Genomic DNA, 17,897 nt, shown 5'->3' on the forward strand with positions numbered 1-17,897 from the left:
TCGCGTGTGGTGGGGAAGAACTCGGCCGGGGCGCAGTCCTCAGCCCTTGCCGTCCGCCGGCGCCGCCCCTGTACCGGTTCGGCCTTCTCGAAGGCGTACGCGAGTAGGTGGTGGCAGAGCAGGCACGGTTCTCCCCGCTGGTCCAATTTCGCATCGCCGCCGAGCAGCTGCGCGCTCGGCGCCGCGTCCCGGAGAGCTGGACGCGGTGGTTCGTTCCCGGGCAACCCCGGATCATGCCGCGGCTGCGGGGGCACCGCAGCCGCGGCGTGATGAGCCTCGGACGAGCGTCAGAGCGGCTTGATGCGGGACTTGAGCAGGCAGAACTCATTGCCCTCGGGGTCGGCCAGGACATGCCACTGCTCGTCCCCGGTCTGGCCGATGTCGGTCCGGCGGGCGCCGAGCTTCAGGAGGCGTTCGAGCTCGGCGTCTTGGTCGCGGTCGGTGGGGTTGAGGTCAATGTGCAGCCGGGACTTTCCCGGCTCCGGCTCGTCCCGGACGCTGAAGAAGATCGTGGGCTGCGGACCGCCGAAACCTTCCGGCGTCCCGATCTCCACGCAGCCCTCCTCGCGGCCGACCACGACGTAGCCCAGGACCTCGCACCAGAACTGCGCCAACAGTTCGGGGTCGCGGCAACCGAGCACAAGCTCACCGATACGACATGCCATAGAGAAACCTGCTCCCAGTCGGCGGGCCGCCAGGGCCATGCGCGCAGCTCATGGGCCACCAGCAGCGAACACAACTCCACGACCGTACCGGACGAGGCGAGCATGGAAAAGATCTTTTCCATGCCCAGGGCCTTTCGGGGTGGCCGACCGGTCGACGTCCTCCAGGCGCGCCCCGGGCAGTTCGCCGTCGCGGGCGCCGGAGTTGACGCAGCAGGCCAGCGGGGCGCGGTCCCGATCGCATCCCATCTGCGCGAACAGCTCGTCCCACAGCCGATCCCACCAAGGGCAACCGGCGTCTGTCATCAGTTCTCGCTTGGTGGCCCGCGCAGCTTCCAGGTCTTCGTTCCGTTCGGCGAACTGCGCGTTGAGGTCGGCGACTTGCTGTTCGTCAGCGCGGGCTTGGGCGAGGGGGCTGGTCGGTGATGGCTGGTGCATGCGTCTCGGTCGAGTCGAAGACTGGCAGCCGGCGGTCTGACTGTAGGCATCCCGAGCTGGACGGTGCGGCTCTTGCGCAGGGTCGCGGTAGCCTCCCGGATCTCCTCGCGGTCCTCCGGCGCCAGGCTTTCGAGGTCGGTCTCGACTCTGCGGACGAGGTGCCGCAACCGGGTGATCTCCTCGTCGGACGGGGTCGCTTCGGCGCGGGCCCAGTTGTCGAGTTCGCCTGCCGCGGCCAGGCGTTCCCGGTTTCGCAGCAGGGTGTCCAGGTAGGTCCGCAGGTCGGGCAGGTAGGACGGGTAATCCGTGCGGAAGTGATCGCAGCCCAGGCGGCGGAACCGGAACGGGCAGGCGTGCCCGCCAGCCCTGACGTTGCCGGGTTCGACGCAGATGCCGAACGGGACGGCGACCTGCCCGATGCGCATTCGGGCGTGCTCGTGGTCCAGCAGGGCCTTGGCCCGGGCCCAGAGCCGGATCAGCACCGCGACCGACGTCTTCGCCGCATCCGCGGCGTCGCTGGAGGTAGCGGCGCCGGCTGTCGGGCCGCATCGCCGCCCTTGCCCTTGTCATCGCCGCAGGCCGCGGTCAGCAGCAGTGCCATCGCACCCGGTTGAAACGGCTGGTGGTACGTGTCGCGGCACCGGTCGTCCGAACAGTCCTCACGGTTGCTCCCTCTCGGTGTTCGTCAGGCGCCGGACTCCCGGTCAGCCCGATCAGTTCTTGAGGCGGACGGAGCACGACAGGTTGCCCTTGGCATCAGGCTTTTGCTGGTCCTTGAGCTTGCCGTCGACGTAGATGCTGCAGACGGTGCCGGGAGCCGCGCCCTTGACCCCCAGGCCGTTGAAGCCGAAACCGACGTTCTGCGTCCTGGTCCAGGGCAACCGCTGCTGCGCCGCGGTTTTTGCGTTGGTTTCGCCGGAGAAGCTGTAGCTGACGTCGGTGGTCCCGGGGCCGGTCACTTCCATCTTCACGTCCCAGCTCTTGCCGAACAGGCCGCAGCCGGTGAGTGACACCGCTGCCATGACCGAAGCACCGGTCACCAGCATCGACTTGACGTACGTACGGGATTCGGGGAACTTCACGGCGCCTCCTGATGACGCGTTGGCCGATTGGTACGCGGTTCATTCTGGGCTGCGTTCGGCAGGTCCGGAGCGGCCGAAAGGCTGCATTCCTGGGAGTGGCATCGGCCGAAAGTACGTATCCTCTTTCCCCGGCCGCTGGGCTCGCGAGCGGTCGTCTATCCTCCTCTCCATGCCCCTGTCGCTCTTGCGCCCCGCACCGGAGGCCGTCGCCGCAGCGTGCGTCGGCGCGCTGCTCCTGGTGCTGGACGCGGGTGTGGTGAGCCGCAGTCGCATCGGGCTCGCGGTCGTCGCCAGCGGCGTCCTGGCGCTGGTCACGGCCGCCGGATCACTGCCGGCGTACCGGGCCGGCCGGAGGTGGACGGCCTGCGCGCTGTCCGTCACCGCGGCGGCCGTCTCGCTGCTGACGACCTCACTGGTGGAGCGCACCGTGCTCCAGCGCACCCCTGGATGGGCCGAACTGATCGGACTCCTGACGCTGTTGTGCGTGGCCTGCCGGTACGGACGGCCGTTGCCGCTCGCCGCGTCGGCGGTGCCGCTGTTCGTGGCGGTGGTGGGCCTTGCCGGCCGCGCTCCGGCGTTGTCGGATCTGCCCGTACTAGGCCGGATCGACAACCTGTTCACGCTGCTGCCGGTGGGTTTCGTGCTGCTGGGCGGCTATCTGCGGACCGAGGACGGCAGGCGCCAGACCACTGCTGAGCGGGTGCGCCAGTCCGAACGCCTGGACCTCGCCCGTGACCTGCACGACCACGTGGCCCACTACGTCACGGCCATGGTCGTCCAGGCCCAGGCCGGAGAGCACACCGCCGAGCGCGACCCAGCCATGGCCCGCCAGCTGTTCTCCAACATCGAAAGGACCGGCCAGGAAGGGCTGGTGGCCATGGGCCGCATGGTCCGCCTGCTGCGCGAACCCGGCGGTCCCAGGACATCGGCACCGGTCGCCCCCGTCATGACGGCGATCGAGGAACTGGTCCGCCGCTTCCCGGCACCCGGACAGCACGCCTGGCTTGACAAGGCCGACGACGTGGACAGCTCCGCCTGGTCGCCACAACTGGCCAAGTCCGTCGAGCGGCTGGTCCAGGAGGGCCTGACCAACATCCGCAAGCACGCCCGTGCGGCCACCACCGTGCACGTCGTGCTGGGAACCAGCGGAGACCGGCTGGTCGTCCGCGTACGTGACAACGCCACCGGGCAGCACCGCAGCCGGGGGCGGTTCCGGCACAGCGGCTTCGGCATGATCGGCCTGTCGGAGCGGGTGGCCGAGCTGGGCGGCGAGCTCACCTTCGGCCCCATGCCCGAGGGCGGCTGGGAACTGGCGGCATCGATACCCATGAAGTGATCGATGCCCATCAAGGTAGGGAGTGAGAAGCCGCGTTGAGCGTCTCAGTAGTGATCGCCGACGACCAGGAGATGGTGCGGACCGGGTTCCGGCTCATCCTGGACGGTCAGGACGACATTTCCGTGATCGGCCAGGCATCCGACGGCCTCGAGGCCGTCGAGACCGTACGCCAGCTGAAGCCCGACGTCTGCCTGATGGACATCCGCATGCCGAAACTCGACGGCCTCGAGGCGACGAAGCGCCTGCGTCAGGGGCAGGGCGCGGCAGCGTCCGGCACGAAGATCGTCATCGTCACCACCTTCGACCTGGACGAGTACGTCTACGGCGCCCTGCGAGCTGGCGCCAGCGGCTTCGTGGTCAAGAACTCCGGCCCCCGCTTGCTGGTAGAGGCGGTACACGCCGCGGTCAACGGCGACTCCCTGATCTCGCCGTCCGTCACCGTCAGACTCCTCGAGCACCTGAGCAGGCCTTCCCGTGCCGAGACCGCGGTAGCCGCGGCGCGGCGCCTCACTCCTCAGGAACTCAAGGTCGTGACCCTGGTCGCCCGCGGCCGCACCAACAACGAGATCGCCGAGCAGATGGTGCTCTCCCTCAGCACCATCAAGAGCCATCTCAGCCGGGTCCAGGACAAACTACCGGCCCGCAACCGCGTGGAGATCGCAGCCTGGGCCTGGGAACACGGCATCGTCAGCTGACCGTCACCCCTGTGCTCCCATGGCCCCAACCGGTTCGTTGTTCTCACCGACGCCGACCACCAGGCCGTCCGCGACCTCACCCACCGCCTCGACACCATCACGCTGCGCCAGGTCATGGGCTGTTGCGGGAGAGCGCGGCGAGCCGCCCGTTCATCATCCTCACGCCGGGTGCGGCGGCGTTGCAGGAGGCGGAGGCCGTGTTCCTGATGTGGCCCTTCCACAGTGCCGACCCGGCTGCCGGCGTCGTGGAAACCATCAGGCGGCACGCCCACCGGGTGGTACTCCTGTCGTCCGGCGCAGTACGGGACGGACTGGCCCCCGAGCAACATCCCCACCTGGTCGGCCAATCCCACGCGTGGGTCGAACAGCTCATCAAGCAGTCCGGACTCGCCTGGACACACCTCCGCCCGAGCACCTTCGCCGCCAACACCTTGTGGTGGGCCGATCAGATCCGCGCCGGCGACGTGGTGCAAGGCGCCTACGGGGCCGTACCCATGACCCTCCTCCACGAAGCCGACATCGCCGCCGTGGCCGTGAGCGCACTCACTGAACAGGACCACGACGGCGCCGCCTATGACCTGACCGGCCCGGAAGTCATCACCCAGGCCGAGCAAGTGCGAACTATCGGTGAGGTACTGGGCCGCCCACTCCGGTGGCAGGAACTGCCACGCGAGGCAGCACGCCAGCGGCTCTCGGCCGATGACAGCTTCCCCGACTCGTTCGTGGATCCCCTCCTCGACGGCTACGCCGACATGCTCGCAGCCCCTCGCCCGACGACCACCTCCACAGTCGAAGCGATCACCGGTACACCGGCACGCACCTACCACGCATGGGTGTCCGACCACGCCGCCGAGTTTCGGTGACATGCGCGTGCAAGCGAGCGATGGAGTACGTAGCCCGCCCGCGCCTGACGCAAGTGCCTTGGCAACCAGGGCGATGGCGGGGGACGTCATGAGAGGTCCTTGCCTGCGGTGACGGATCGTCCGGCGATGTCGCGGAAGGCGGGCATTCCGAGGTTGACGGTGGTGGCCCGGCGATCCCGCTCGTCGAGCTGGGCGAGTTTCTGCGTGGCTCCGGCGAGGCTGATATCAAGCAGCCCCTCCCCGACTTCCTAGGACGGCGGAAAGGGAGCACCCCACCTGGACGTAACTGCACGGTATGGAACACGGAAACCCCGTACGGGTCCGGCCTCGTCAGCCGGTGAGCCGAAGGTAACGGAGGCCGAACCCCCGTGCGGGAACAGGATGGTCCAAGAAGCGAACGCCACCAGGGCGAAAGAGCGGCCGCCGACCAGGAGAATCGGATCGATCCGGTGTGGGCGGGCCTGCTCGGCCACCTGGAGGAGGTGGTGCTCCAGGTGAGGCACGCGGGCTCATGCCAGCGTCTGATGGCGGTCCTTCTCGAGGAGGAGGGCGGAGTTGGTCCGGCTGGGGGAGGTGGCCGAGACCTCGGGCGGAGGCCTTGGTGGTGGGGCTGCTGGCAGGGTGGCAGGGGCCGGAAGGGATCTGGCTCGACTGGGAGGGACCATCATGACCACCACCACGGCATACCCCGGGATGCACCGCCGCCGGGCGCGGGGGCTCGTTGGCCGTGCGGCCGTCGTCGCGCTGGCCAGCACGGGTCTGCTGGGCACCCTGGCGCCGGCGGCCCTCGCGGCAGGACCCGCGACGACCGCCGCGCCGCACCGGGCAGTCGCGCCGTCGACGGTCGCCGAACCGGCCGCCCTGGAGAGCGCGCTGCGGGCCGTCGTTGAGGAGGGCGGCTCCTCGGCCGTGCAGGCCGAGGTCAGGGAGGACGGCCATCCGGTCTGGAGAGGTGCGGCAGGGGTCGCGGATCTCGCCACCGGCGCGCCGGTGCCGAATGGTGCCCGGTTCCGGATCGGCAGCGTCACCAAGACCTTCGCCGCCACAGTGGTCCTCCAACTCGTCGGGGAGCAAAGGCTCAGGCTGGACGACCCGATCGAGCGCTACCTGCCCGGTCTCGTCCCGAACGGCGGCGCGATCACGGTGCGCCAACTTCTGAACCACACCAGCGGCATCTACAACTTCACCGACGACCCCAGGTTCAGCACCGAGGGTGAAACCGCCCTGCAACACTGGCTGACCGTCGGCCGCTGGACGACGTACCGGCCGCAGGCCGTCGTGCACATCGCCACCGCCCAGCCGCCGTACGCGGCCCCAGGCGAGAAGTGGAAGTACTCCAACACCAACTACGTCCTGATCGGGATGATCATCGAGCGTGTCACCGGGCACACCTGGACGGAGGAGGTCGACCGCCGGATCATCCGACCACTGGACCTGCGAGGCACCTCGATGCCCACCACCTCGCCCATCGTCCCAGGGCCGCACGCCCACGGATACATCCAGCGGGCGTCCGGCCAGGCGGCCGACGTCACCATCGAGAACCCCTCGGCCTTCGGCCCGGCAGGAGCCGGGATCTCCACCACCACCGACCTCACCCGCTTCAACGCCGCACTGCTCAGCGGCAAGCTGCTGCGCCCGGCGGAGCTCGCCGAGATGAAGAAGCAGGTGCCTGCCGAGAACGGCTCCACCTACGGCCTGGGGCTGGTTCGTTATCCGACCGCGTGCGGGGAGTTCTGGGGCCTTACCGGAGGGATCGCCGGCTATGGCACGGTGCTCATGGGCGACGCCGCCGGTCGCCGCCAGGTGGCCATCTCCCTCAACCCCCTCCATGTGTCCGAGGCAACCAGCCGCACCTTCCAGACACTTATTGACACGACAACCTGCGGCAGCGCCACCGGACAGACCGCCGGGGTGCCCGGGCTCTGACCCCAGCACCGCATGGCCTGCGCACGCTGCGACTTCTACGCCCCAAGGGCTCCAGCAAAGGCCAGCTGCTGGAGGCGGACCGCCGCCCCGGCTGCGGTGGCCTGGTCCACGCGGCCAACGGCAACAGCATGATCGTGCGTATGAACGACCACACTTCGCCCCACCCGGCGCCGGTCGACGTCGACGTCGCCGTCCCCGGCAGCGGGCCACCCCGCGCATCAACGGCGAGCCCTACCTGATCACCACCCACACCATCCAGGGCTACATCGCCGAGTGGGACGGCCGGACCCTGTAGCGGCGTTCGGAGTGGCCCGGAGCCGGCCGGCATCAACGCCTTCTCCGTGCGGCAGCGACCCGTCGCGCTCCCGCGGCCCCGCGCCCCGCTGCACCAGGCACGGCTGCGTCGGCGGATCTGCCGTACCGTCCGGCGCCACGCGCTTGGTCAGACCGACCCGCTCAGCCGCTCGAGCTGATACTGCGTCAACAGGCCTGCGACATGTGCGACATGCCGGGAGAGAGTCATGGTGCACCTCACAGACGCAGACTCAACGAGATGCCCCTCAGCCTCTACCCACCTGAGACGGGAACGGACGGCAGGCGGGTCGGCCGAACATTGGGGACTCGGGTGCGGCAGTCAGCGTTGTGGTCTTGTGCCGGGCCAGGGGGCCGGCCGTCCGGTTGGTCGGGCTGCGCCCGGGGCCAGCTTCCTGCTCTACCGCACGGGGCATCAGGGCCTCGGGCGCGCCGCACGCGATGGCGGTCAACGAGACGGTGGTGGCGTTCGTGCGTGGCGGCATCGCGCCCGATTCGGCGGGTGAGGTCGGGATGGTGACGTCCTGGGCGACGGAGGTCGAGTTCGCGTGGGCTCGATGAGAGAGTGGAGCGATGGGAGACTGTCACGCTCTGTTTCTGTGGGGGCCCGGGGGTGCGATTCCCCGGGCCACCCGACCGTCCAGCTAGGCCTCCGGGCAGCTCTGAAGGAGCTCGGTGAAGGCCTGGTCGGCGGAGTCGGAGGGGAAGATCCGTAGCGCCGTGTCGTAGTCCGACGTGCTGATCACGTAGTGCTCGGCGAGGTAGGAGAAGTCGTCCCAGGGCTCCCAGGCGTGGGCGCGCAGCAGGACCCGTCCGCAGCGGGTGCAGCCGATCCACGGCACCAGTACCAGGTCGGCGAGCTCCGGCTCGCTCCAGCCCGTCACGACCTCGACCTCGTCGCCGTCATCGAGCAGCCGCACCGCGGAGGGCGTGCCGTCACCCAGGCAGCGGACGATGCCGGGCGTGAGCTGCTCGCGCTCGCCCCACTCCTCGGCGAGCACGGAGATCTGTGCCCGGTCCGCCCCGCCGATCGGGACCTGGTAGGCGAGCAGGCCCTCGACGAGCAGGCCGAGCCCGCACTCTTGTTCCCCGATCTCCCAGCAGTCCTTGACGTCCTTCGAGGCAGGTTCCGGAAGGAGATCGGCGATCCTGTACCAGCGGGCGGTGTTGTCGTCCATGGTCGGACCCTAACGCCCCGCCGGCACCCCTCAGCCGGCCGGGGCCTCCGGAAGCGGCTGGGCGTGCACGATGTCTAGCTGCGACACCGCCGGAGTGTGGACGAGGTGGAGGCGGTGCAGGCCCGCGCGGCTCGCCGCCGGCCTGGCCGACAGGACGGTGACCCGGACCCGTACCGGTCACATGACGGGCGTCCGGCGGCCGGGGCTTGACGATCAGCCTTCCGTAGCAGCGCGGGCCCCGGCCGGTGGACCGTCCGGCCCCGAGGACTATCGGCCGCGGCGAGTTGCTCGCGGAATAGAATCCGGGCGGCCTCGGGAGACTTGGCTCCTTCGGCGGACAACCCGGCGGCCTCCAGCCGCACGTCCTCGCGGCGCTGACGGCCCTTCGCCGTCAGCCCGCCCCCATCCGCCCAGCGGATACCGACGGCGTAGCGCACGGATGGCTGTCGGTCAGTTACACGAACGCGCCGATCATTTCGAAACGCCGAAGTCGGTAGTCACCTCAGATGTCTTTTCCACCGGGCCGTGACGTGTGGATGTACTGGTCGGCCCAGGCGCTGATGATGTGGGCCGCTCGCTGTGCTTGCCCTCGTGCGGTCAGGAGATGGTCTGCTCCTTCGAGCGAGACGAAGCTCCGCGGGTGTCGTGCCTCGCGGAAGATCTCTGCGGCGTTGGCGATGTCGACGGTGTTGTCGGTGGGCGAATGCATGACGAGCAGCGGCAGGTGCAACTCGCGTATCCGGTCGCGCAGGCGAGCCTGGTGGACGTCGTCGACGAAGGCGCGCTTGAGGACCAGGGTCCTCCCGCCGACGAACCACTCGTGCGATCCTTCACGGAGAACGCGATCCATGACCGCGTCGTACTGTCTCTCGACGTGGCTGGGGTCGGCAGGCGCCCCGATCGTGGCGACCGCGCGGACCCCGGTCGCCTCGGTCGCTGCGGCGATGGCGGCGGCGCCTCCCCATGAGTGCCCCACCAGCAGGTCTGCCGGAGTCCCTCGCTCTGCCATCAAGGCTGCTGCACGGACGGTGTCCTGGACCTTGATCGTGAAGGAACCGTCCCCCCAGTCGCCGTCGGAGCCTCCGATCCCGAGGTTGTCGTAGCGCAGCATCCCGATCCCCTCGCGTGCCAGCTGCTTGCTGACGCGCGAGGCGGCCGGCGAGTCCTTGCCGAGCGTGAATCCGTGGACGAGGATCCCCCAGCCCCGGATCTCGCCCTCTGGCAGGTCGATCGACCCGGCCAGTTCGGGGCCGACGACGCTCTTGAATCTCACTTGTTCAGTCATGTTGTGATCGCCTCGGCGCGGAGTGGTAGTGGGGTAAGGGCAGGTGGGTGGGCAGGTGAGGGAGACACGGGCTGGTGCCTCCCCGTGCCCCGCGCGGGGAGCCCTGAGCGCGGTGCTTGTCGCTGTCGGCGCGTCAGACGGCCGGCTTCTGGACGGAGGTCGGCTTGGTGGCGAGAAGTGCCGTGATCTCATCGGCGAGGTGCGGGCCGAGCTCGCCCCAGCCGTCCTTGTAGCCGTAGACGCCGGCCAGGGTGCGGGCCTCGTAGTCGCCGTTCATGATCTCGATGTCGTTAGCGGTGATGAGTGCCGGGTGGGCGACGCCCATGGCCCCCGAGATCTTGATCAGCTCCCTGCGCAGGGTACGCAGGTAGACAGCGGCCCGGGTGGCCTTCGAGGTCGGGTCGAGGCCGCGGGCCAGCCACGGATTCTGGGTCGCGATGCCGGTGGGGCACTTGTCGGTGTGGCACTTCTGCGACTGGATGCAGCCGATGGACAGCATCGCCTCACGGGCCACGTTGATCATGTCGGCACCCAGGGCGAAGGCGACCGCGGCGTTCTCGGGCAGACCGAGCTTGCCGGAGCCGATGAAGGTCAGGTCGTCGGTCAGGCCCAGCTCGGCGAAGGTGCCGTAGACCCGGGAGAAGCCCATCCGGAACGGCAGCGACACCGAGTCGGTGAAGATCAGCGGCGCGGCCCCGGTGCCGCCCTCGCCGCCGTCTATGGTCACGAAGTCGACACCACGGTCACCACGCGCCATCAGCGTGGCCAGCTCCTGCCAGAAGCCCATCTCTCCCACCGCGCTCTTGACTCCGACCGGCAGACCGGTCTCGGTGGCGAGCAACTCGACGAAGTCGAGCATCGAGTCGACGTCGCTGAACGCCGTGTGCCGCGACGGGGAGGCGCAGTCCTTGCCGACCGGGATGCCGCGGATCTGGGCGATCTCCGGGGTCACCTTCGCGCCCGGCAGCATCCCGCCCAGGCCTGGCTTGGCACCCTGGGAGAGTTTGATCTCTATCGCCTTGACCGGGGCGCCGGCGACCACGTCCTTGAGCTTGTCGAGGTTGAAGCTGCCGTCCTCGTTGCGGCAGCCGAAGTACGCCGTACCGATCTGGAGGACGAGGTCGCCGCCGTTGCGGTGGTACGGCGAGAGGCCGCCCTCGCCCGTGTTGTGCGTCGTGCCCGCCAGCGCCGCCCCCTTGTTGAGCGCTGTGATAGCCGCGCCGGAGAGCGATCCGAAGCTCATCGCCGAGATGTTCACCACGCTCGCCGGCCGGAACGCCTTGGCGCGACCGCGCGGCCCGCCCAGCACCTTGGCCGAGGGCAGTGGGGCCTGCGGGTCGTGCGCGTCGGGCAGAGCGCCGGCGAACGTGCGCTGTTTCAGGTAGGCGTGCCCTTGCACGTGCTCGACGTCGACGTCGGTTCCGAAGCCGAAGTAGTTGTTCTCCTCCTTCGCCGACGCGTAGATCCAGGTGCGCTGGTCACGACTGAACGGGCGCTCCTCCTCGTTGGAGGTCACGATGTACTGGCGCAGCTCCGGCCCGATGGTCTCCAACAGGTACCGGGCGTGCCCGATCACCGGGAAGTTCCGGAGCAGTGCGTGCCTCTTCTGGATGAGGTCGCGGGCAGCCAGAACCGCCAACGCTGTCGCGGCGGCCGCGCCGATCCTCCGGGTGTTCATGAACGTTCCTCCTCGATGCACGACTCCATCGCCATGTAGTGAAGTCGTCGTGTCGTGTTGGGCGTTGGACGACGGGCACGGCCAAGCGGGCATCAGCGTCCGTCGAAGAATGCGAGATGATATTAAGAGGCCGCGCGAGTGGGCGTGCGGCCAGGGGGCTGATCCGAGGTTGTCTCCGCCCGTGGTCTGCGCGCCTGCTCTGTAGCACCCCGGGGAAGCCGCAGGCTGGCGAAGTTCACGCACCAGCGCAGTGGGGCGTGAGTGGCGGCGTCCTGGAAGCGCCGGTCGCTCCCGAAGACCTGTGCTACCAGGATTCCGGGGTGCGCTGAACTTCCTTCCAGCAGTACGCCCAGGCCATGGATTGGAATCGTCCCCGAGGACCTGGTGCTCCACGGCATCCGGGAACAGTGGCAGGACACGTGGCTGGACGAGGTCGCCGTCCCACTGGAACGCGACGGCCTGACCGTCAGCGAACGCGGCCGCGTCACCTGGGTCCGCCCACCCCTGCGCAGCCAGTCCCAGGACCTCAGCGGCCTGCGCGACCCATCCGGAATCCTCGCCGAACTCCAGCGCATCTCCCGCGACCTGGCCGGCGACCCCACCGGCGCCAAGCAGCTCATCGAGGCGACCGCCAAAACCGTCCTGCTGGAGCGCGGCCTGACCAACGACGAGAATGCCAAGGTCCCCATCCTGGTCAAACAGGCCCAGAAGGCCCTCGCCTCGATCGCCCCCGGCCCCGGTGGCACCGACGCTGTTCAGAAGCCGTTGTCGTACCGAGAGGGGCGCTTGGCAGTCGAACAGGGTCTTCCGGTTGGGGGATTCTCCGCCGGTCCGGGAATGAAGGCAGGTCTTGCCGCCCTGGCCCACCTGTACGGGAACGCGGCCGATCGGCCGGACCGTCCGACGGTATCCGGCGCCGGAGTGCTGACGGTCGGGCTGCAGACACCCTGGCGAACCGTCAGCGATCCTGCCGTTACCCCCTCTTGCGATACTGACGCCCGGAATGAAAGTGCCCGATCTCCGGTTGCCGTGATCATGCACTTCACCCTTCACGATGGCATCCGCATCGACTACAACGACCAGGGCGAAGGCCCCCTGGCCGTCTACGCCCACGGCGCGCTCCTCAGCCGCAAGGCCGAGGACGAGCTGGGCATGCTCAACTGGGAGGCCGTCGAGACCCTGCCCGAGCGGCGGTTCGTCCGATACGACGCCCGGGCGCACGGCGCGTCCACCGGACGCCCGGATCCCGAGGACTACCGCTTCGAACGCTTCGCCGCCGACCTCGTCGAACTCCTCGACCACCTGGGCGGGACGCGACCGGTGACCGGGATGGGGGCCTCGCTGGGCTGTGCCACGGTGCTGCACGCAGCGGTCAACGCCCCGGCGCTGTTCGACCGGTTCGTGCTGGTCATCCCGCCCACCGCGTGGGAGACCCGGGCCGCGCAGGCCGACAACTACCGCATGGCTGCAGGGCTGGTGGCGGAGCACGGCGTCGGCGCGTTCACCGCGGCGGCCGCCGCCGCTCCGATTCCGCCCTCGCTGTCCGGCCTTCCCTACCCGCCGCGGGAGCTTGGTGTGCACGCCGAGCTGCTGCCCGCGCTCTTCCAGGGGCTGGCCGCCTCGGACCTGCCGCCCCGCGAGAAGCTCGGAGAACTCACCCAGCCCACCCTGATCCTGGCCCTCGCGGACGACCCCAGCCACCCAAGGTCCACTGCCGAACAGCTCGCCGACCTACTCCCCGGCGCTGAGTTGCACGTGTCGAGCGACTCTGCTGGCGTGCGTGCCTGGGGCGACCGGGTGGCCAGGTTCCTGGCCTGACAAGTCGTCGTTCCGAGAGAGGGGCGCTCGGCAGTCGAACTGTGTTTCTCGGTCGAGTGCTTCTCCGCGGCGTACAAGTCCAGCCGAAAGGAGGACAGTTCAGCGTTCGCCTGCTGGGGGTCGGCTTCATGAACGACACTCGACACCGACGACCTCCACTTCCCTTGTCTGACTCGACATCACACAGCGTGAAGCGGAGGTCGTATCCGTGTCTGGAGGATCCCCATATGGGTGACCAACTCGAACGCCACGGAATCGATAACCGGAGGTTGGACGAAAGGTTCAGAAGCCGTTGTCGTACCGATCGCCGGGCTTGTCGATCGAACGGGAGTCTCGCTCGGGTGATCGCGGTCGGTGCCGGGCGTGCGAAAGCCCAGTCGGCCTGACGTGCGATCTTGCGCGCTTTGACCGGGAACCGCCGCGGCTGCTCATTGATCGCCAGCGGGAAGCTGACATTCCGGTACCCGGCTACTTGGGCCGCTTCGTTGTCATGGCGCTGGCACAGACGGGGTGGGTACGGGCGGCGTAGGAGCGGGCGGCCACGACGAGGCCGATGCCCAGGCCGGCGAATGCCAGGCCGCCGAACTCGACGAACCAGGTGATCCCCGAGCTGGTGGTGAACGGCGGGTCCGGCTTGATCTTGGGCAGCACACCGGTAGCCATGAGCGGGGCCATGACGATGAGGGCGGCCCCGTACATCGTCAGTGGGATGCCGGTCAGCCAGGCCGGGATCAACGGCAGCAGGCGCGGGACCCGTCGTCCGGACAGGAACAGCGTCCAGCGGGGGAACACCTGTCCCCACACGTACAGCAACCCCAGCAGCAGGAAGATCCCGACCATCGCGGCCAGCACGGTCACATCGATCCCCGCCGACGCGGTCGCCTTCGACGGGCCCGACGCGCCGACGATCGTCGTCCTCTTCCAGTCATCGCCCGCGACGCCGAGCGCGTTGCCGCCCAGCGTCCAGATGGTCTTGGCTCCTGCCCACGGCAGGAGTCCGCACATGAGCAGGTACACCGCGACGCGGGTCCGCCTCGGGGCTCGGGAGGCGGCTGGGTGGGCAAGCGGGCCGTCGGCTGCGCCGGCGTGCGGCCGCCCACATCGCGGGCAGTCGCCGCGCAGCCGTCGGCGGTACGACAAACCGACGAGGAGCAGGAAGGCGGCACCGGCCGTGTTCAACAGCACCTGGGTCAGCCCGGTGGCGCTCTCGATCCCCGAGAGCGTCGTAATCGCCACGAAGTAGATCGGCAGCCCGTTCGTTCCCACGACGAACACCGGGAGCGCCACGATCAGTGCCGTCGCCACCGCAACCCGGCCGGGCTTGGCGAGAGTTCGGGTGCTGGCCAGGCAGGCGCCGCCGGCCAGGAGCGCGAGGGCCGCCAGGAAGAGCTGGACCCCCGGCGCGTACGCGGAGTGCTCCTTCCATTGCACGGTGGTGCCCGTCACCGCCCAGATGACCTCGACAGCGGCGTACAACACGCCCCACACTGCAGCGACCATGGGCGCCCACACGGGCCACCGCCGCCACCACAACACCCGCCCCGGGCTTGCGGTCGGCGGCTTAGGAACGCCACCTATCTCCGAGTTCGCAGGAACAACCACCGTGACCCCCGTATATCCGGATTGCCGACGCTCCAAGATTCCGCGTCACCCGCGCTGATCACATCCATCCAACGGATCATCCGGCTTCCCCCGCGCGGGGGAAGCCGGATCGTGAGTGTCAGCCCGACCGGATGATTACGGTGCGGTGCGCCGACCGTTGTCGGAACGGCGCGGCGCAAGAAGCGCAACCCCGTCGAACGGGCCATCAACAGGCTCAAGCACGCCAGAGCGATGGGTCGTCATCTGGCTCCGCACATGATCGACCGGGCAAGTCCTAGCTGCCGTAGACGCCGACCTCGTACAGCGAGTAGCCCCACTGGGTGCCACGCCGCACCCCGTGGACGCGGACGTAGCGGGCCGGGACGCCGGCGAACCGTGCGGTGTCCAGGCCGCCGTCCCCGGTGGTGGTGGACCATACCGACTGCCAGCTGCTCCCGTCGGTGGAGACCTCGATCCGGTACGCCCGCCCGTAGGCGCGTTCCCAGTCCAGCGTGACGCGCCCGACCAGGCTGGTGGACCCGAGGTCGACCTGGAGCCACTGGTCGTCGTTCCACTCGCTGGCCCAGCGGGTACCCGGGTCGCCGTCCACCGCCCGGCCGGGCGCGTAGCTGACGAACGGGTTCCACCATTCGGTGGTGCTGGCCGTGGCTGAACGGCCCGCGGCCAGGTTCACCGTGGCCTGGTGCTGCTCCGAGGCCCCCCAGGTGGTGAGGTAGGACTCGGCGCCGCGGAAGAGGTCCTCCACCACGTCCTGGCCGCCGACCTGCCGGATGTCCTCCAGCCAGTCCGGTACCAGACCGTAGTGCGCGGCGCCGTCCGTGTTGATGTCCCAGGTGCGCGCGCCGGTGGTCTGGCGGTCGATGAGGGATCCGCCGTCCACGCTGCGGAACGGGTAGCGCACCGGGTTAGCGGTGTCCGCCCCGCGCGGGCCGGGCCAGCCGCCGACGCCGTTCATGTCGGTGCCGTAGCCGTACCCCACGTGGTACTTGTCGCGCAGCGTGTCGGTGCGCTTGGCCTCCGAGCTGAACGCCTCGGCGCCGTTCATGTACTGGGCGACGAAACCGCCGAGCTTGTAGACCCGCTCGATCCAGCCGAGGTCCATCCAGCTGTGCGAGGAGATCACGCCCGGGTAGGACTCGGACTCCAGGATGTCGAACGAGCGCCCGGCCGCCTTGACGCTCATGTGGTCGACCTCGAGCATCATCTTGCGTTTCATCAGCCCGTGCACCGCGTACTCGCCGAGCTCGGTCAGCCCGCGGCTGTTGCACTGCGCGTCGCCGGCGTAGGCCGGCACCGCCACCCCCGCCGGGAGCTGCTTCTGCGCCTCGGGCGCCGGGGCGAGGCCGATCGGGTTGTCGTGCTGCGGCCCGGCGCACTTCTCGGTTTTCCAGAAGGTGCCGGTCGAGAGGAACTGGCCGACGTTGATCGCCGTCCCGAGCGCGCCCTCGTCGAAGCGCACCCCGCAGAGCGCGTTGTCGAACTTGTGGCAGAGGAACATGCTGCGCACGCCCAGCCCGTACAGCTCGTCCAGACCGCGGTCGATGTCGGCCTTGCTGCACTGGGCGACATCGAGGATCTGCTTGCAGCCGAACGGCTCGGAGGTCTCCACACCGAGGACGACAGCCAGCTTGCCCTGCTTGACCACCTCGCGGGCCTGCGCGCTGTCGGTGACGATCCGGAACCAGCCCTTGCCCGGCCCGCCGTACATCGTGTCGATATAGGCCTGTAACTCGTACGTCTTCTGCGCCTGGAGACGGATGGAGGTCATCTCGTCGCAGCTGCGGTCCTTGAAGAAGTAGACCGAGCAGATCACCCCGTTGGTGACCAGGTCGTTGACCAGGACCCGTTGGCCGCCGCGCCAGGCCCGTTCGATCCATGCGTAGTAGTTCTGCTGGTGGGTGAGCGAGTCGTGGGCCGGCCAGTCCGCGAAGGTCGGCCAGCCGACCGGGTCGTGCTTGCCGTCGCCGCCCTTGGTGATGAAGTCGAAGATGGCGAGTGAGCCGTCGGGGTAATGTTCGGGACAGTCCTTCAGCGCGTCCGCGATCCCGGCTTCGGAGAAGGACCTGCCGCAGATGAGCCGGCCGCCGAACGCCTCGTTGGCCATGATGTGGTCGTGCGCGTCGACGAAGCCCCGGACCCGCCCCTGGGCGTCGGTCCCGTGGAACGGCTCGCCTGTGACGTTGACCTGCGAGTCGGGCGCGGGCCGTGCGGTCGGGTTCCACCAGCCAGTCTCGCCCGGCGCCGCGGGCGCCGGAGCGGCGAGCACCATGGCGGCCAGGGTGAGGAGTGCGGCCAGAAGTGCGACGAATCCGCGCCTGCTATGGGGGAGTTGGCGCATGGTCACCACCCGTGTCCGAGGTGAGGGGGTGGCGCGGCTGGGCACCGGGCACCGTCGGGACGCGCGGACCGACCCGTCCGGGCCGGCTGTCATGAACCGCGCACTCGGTGTGACGAGAATCGCCACTGTTGGAAGAGGAGTCAATAGCCGTGCGCGGACTCGGGTGCCGGCGGTCCGTCCTGGACGAGTTCGTGGGCGCAGATCAGGCGGACCTCGGCGTCGTGGTTGCGGCGCAGTTCCCGCAGACGGGAGAGTTGGCCAGGCGGGTGGGGTTGTCGGCGGCCACCAGGCGTTGGCAGGTGGTCAGGCCGGGCGGGCGACGGGAGCCGACCGGGCGACGTCGGTGTGTGCAGCAGGAAGTCGAGGGCGTCGGCGTCCACGGCCCGCCACAGGTACCGCCGCCGGCCCTGGATCTACCTGCCGGAGCAGGCGCGGGGGAGCTGACGGCACTGGATGCACCCCCGGCACCGGTGAAGGTGCTCTGTCGATGGGGTAGTGTTACCGGGTCGCTCGGCAGGGAGCACCGGACACGCATCGGCGCGGACGGTCCCGGGGCGGCCAATCCTCTGAAACACCACTTCTTCTGCTCGGGCTGGGTCGTGCCTTGTCACGGCTCGGTGCGAATTGTTGTTGTGTTTTTCTGGATTGCGGCCGGGATTCGCTTCGTGGAGCGGGGATCGGCTA

General features: G+C 69.1%; 14 protein-coding genes. 6 read left to right on the plus strand and 8 right to left on the minus strand.

What is annotated here, in order from left to right; genetic code table 11:
- Positions 1 to 287: 287 nt before the first annotated feature.
- The 3 genes from ABD369_RS25335 to ABD369_RS25345 form a co-directional block, all read right to left on the minus strand.
- On the minus strand, positions 288 to 665 hold the full coding sequence (locus tag ABD369_RS25335; protein WP_344638837.1) for a VOC family protein: 378 nt from the start codon (positions 663 to 665) through the stop codon (positions 288 to 290).
- Between the two features lie 302 nt (positions 666 to 967).
- On the minus strand, positions 968 to 1,582 hold the full coding sequence (locus ABD369_RS25340; protein ID WP_344638838.1) for a hypothetical protein: 615 nt from the start codon (positions 1,580 to 1,582) through the stop codon (positions 968 to 970).
- A 231-nt stretch (positions 1,583 to 1,813) separates the two neighbouring features.
- Positions 1,814 to 2,182 carry a hypothetical protein gene (locus tag ABD369_RS25345; RefSeq protein WP_344638839.1) on the minus strand — a complete coding sequence of 123 codons (369 nt, stop codon included), beginning with the start codon at positions 2,180 to 2,182 and terminating at the stop codon, positions 1,814 to 1,816.
- Between the two features lie 169 nt (positions 2,183 to 2,351).
- On the opposite strand from ABD369_RS25345, the gene ABD369_RS25350 reads away from it, so the two are divergent.
- The 4 genes from ABD369_RS25350 (at position 2,352) to ABD369_RS25365 (ending at position 7,002) form a co-directional block, all read left to right on the plus strand.
- On the plus strand, positions 2,352 to 3,518 hold the full coding sequence (locus ABD369_RS25350) for a sensor histidine kinase (RefSeq protein ID WP_344638840.1): 1,167 nt from the start codon (positions 2,352 to 2,354) through the stop codon (positions 3,516 to 3,518).
- Between the two features lie 35 nt (positions 3,519 to 3,553).
- Complete coding sequence (locus tag ABD369_RS25355; protein ID WP_344638841.1) at positions 3,554 to 4,213, plus strand: response regulator transcription factor; 660 nt, start codon at positions 3,554 to 3,556, stop codon at positions 4,211 to 4,213.
- A gap of 122 nt (positions 4,214 to 4,335) precedes the next feature.
- A complete protein-coding gene (locus ABD369_RS25360; RefSeq protein ID WP_344638842.1) occupies positions 4,336 to 5,076 on the plus strand; it encodes an NAD(P)H-binding protein in 741 nt (246 codons plus the stop codon).
- 666 nt (positions 5,077 to 5,742) lie between these two features.
- Positions 5,743 to 7,002 (plus strand): serine hydrolase domain-containing protein, encoded by a 1,260-nt coding sequence (locus ABD369_RS25365; RefSeq protein WP_344638843.1) that lies wholly within the window; start codon positions 5,743 to 5,745, stop codon positions 7,000 to 7,002.
- 956 nt (positions 7,003 to 7,958) lie between these two features.
- On the opposite strand, the gene ABD369_RS25370 is transcribed toward ABD369_RS25365, so the two are convergent.
- The 3 genes from ABD369_RS25370 to ABD369_RS25380 all read right to left on the minus strand — a co-directional run bounded on the left by ABD369_RS25370 (position 7,959) and on the right by ABD369_RS25380 (position 11,455).
- Entirely contained in the window at positions 7,959 to 8,492 is a 534-nt protein-coding gene (locus ABD369_RS25370) for a hypothetical protein (RefSeq protein WP_344638844.1), read from the minus strand.
- Between the two features lie 502 nt (positions 8,493 to 8,994).
- Positions 8,995 to 9,777: an alpha/beta hydrolase family protein gene (locus tag ABD369_RS25375; RefSeq protein WP_344638845.1), complete on the minus strand. Its 783-nt coding sequence runs from the start codon at positions 9,775 to 9,777 to the stop codon at positions 8,995 to 8,997.
- Positions 9,778 to 9,910: 133 nt separating this feature from the next.
- Positions 9,911 to 11,455 (minus strand): FMN-binding glutamate synthase family protein, encoded by a 1,545-nt coding sequence (locus tag ABD369_RS25380; RefSeq protein ID WP_344638846.1) that lies wholly within the window; start codon positions 11,453 to 11,455, stop codon positions 9,911 to 9,913.
- A 384-nt stretch (positions 11,456 to 11,839) separates the two neighbouring features.
- Here ABD369_RS25380 and ABD369_RS25385 point away from each other — a divergent pair, with 384 nt between their 5' ends.
- Positions 11,840 to 13,273, plus strand: a complete 1,434-nt coding sequence (locus ABD369_RS25385; RefSeq protein ID WP_344638847.1) for an alpha/beta fold hydrolase — start codon at positions 11,840 to 11,842, stop codon at positions 13,271 to 13,273.
- 468 nt (positions 13,274 to 13,741) lie between these two features.
- Here ABD369_RS25385 and ABD369_RS25390 read toward each other — a convergent pair whose 3' ends face one another.
- Positions 13,742 to 14,752, minus strand: a complete 1,011-nt coding sequence (locus tag ABD369_RS25390) for a hypothetical protein (RefSeq protein ID WP_344638848.1) — start codon at positions 14,750 to 14,752, stop codon at positions 13,742 to 13,744.
- Positions 14,753 to 15,149: 397 nt separating this feature from the next.
- The gene (locus tag ABD369_RS25395) at positions 15,150 to 17,213 is read right to left on the minus strand and encodes a galactose-binding domain-containing protein (RefSeq protein ID WP_344638849.1); all 2,064 of its coding nucleotides are present in this window, start codon (positions 17,211 to 17,213) and stop codon (positions 15,150 to 15,152) included.
- A 347-nt stretch (positions 17,214 to 17,560) separates the two neighbouring features.
- Between ABD369_RS25395 and ABD369_RS25400 the strand changes: the two genes are divergently transcribed.
- Positions 17,561 to 17,897 (plus strand): hypothetical protein (locus tag ABD369_RS25400; protein WP_344638850.1); only part of this gene is annotated, 337 nt, incomplete at its 3' end.

This window comes from Kitasatospora cystarginea, assembly GCF_039533515.1.
GTDB lineage: Bacteria > Actinomycetota > Actinomycetes > Streptomycetales > Streptomycetaceae > Kitasatospora > Kitasatospora cystarginea.

Bases quoted from the DNA above. Each gene is read 5' to 3' on its own strand.
- ABD369_RS25380 (WP_344638846.1), bottom strand. From the start codon at position 11,455: ATGAACACCCGGAGGATCGGCGCGGCCGCCGCGACAGCGTTGGCGGTT.
- ABD369_RS25365 (WP_344638843.1), top strand. From the start codon at position 5,743: ATGACCACCACCACGGCATACCCCGGGATGCACCGCCGCCGGGCGCGG.
- ABD369_RS25375 (WP_344638845.1), bottom strand. From the start codon at position 9,777: ATGACTGAACAAGTGAGATTCAAGAGCGTCGTCGGCCCCGAACTGGCC.
- ABD369_RS25335 (WP_344638837.1), bottom strand. From the start codon at position 665: ATGGCATGTCGTATCGGTGAGCTTGTGCTCGGTTGCCGCGACCCCGAA.
- ABD369_RS25395 (WP_344638849.1), bottom strand. From the start codon at position 17,213: ATGCGCCAACTCCCCCATAGCAGGCGCGGATTCGTCGCACTTCTGGCC.
- ABD369_RS25370 (WP_344638844.1), bottom strand. From the start codon at position 8,492: ATGGACGACAACACCGCCCGCTGGTACAGGATCGCCGATCTCCTTCCG.
- ABD369_RS25350 (WP_344638840.1), top strand. From the start codon at position 2,352: ATGCCCCTGTCGCTCTTGCGCCCCGCACCGGAGGCCGTCGCCGCAGCG.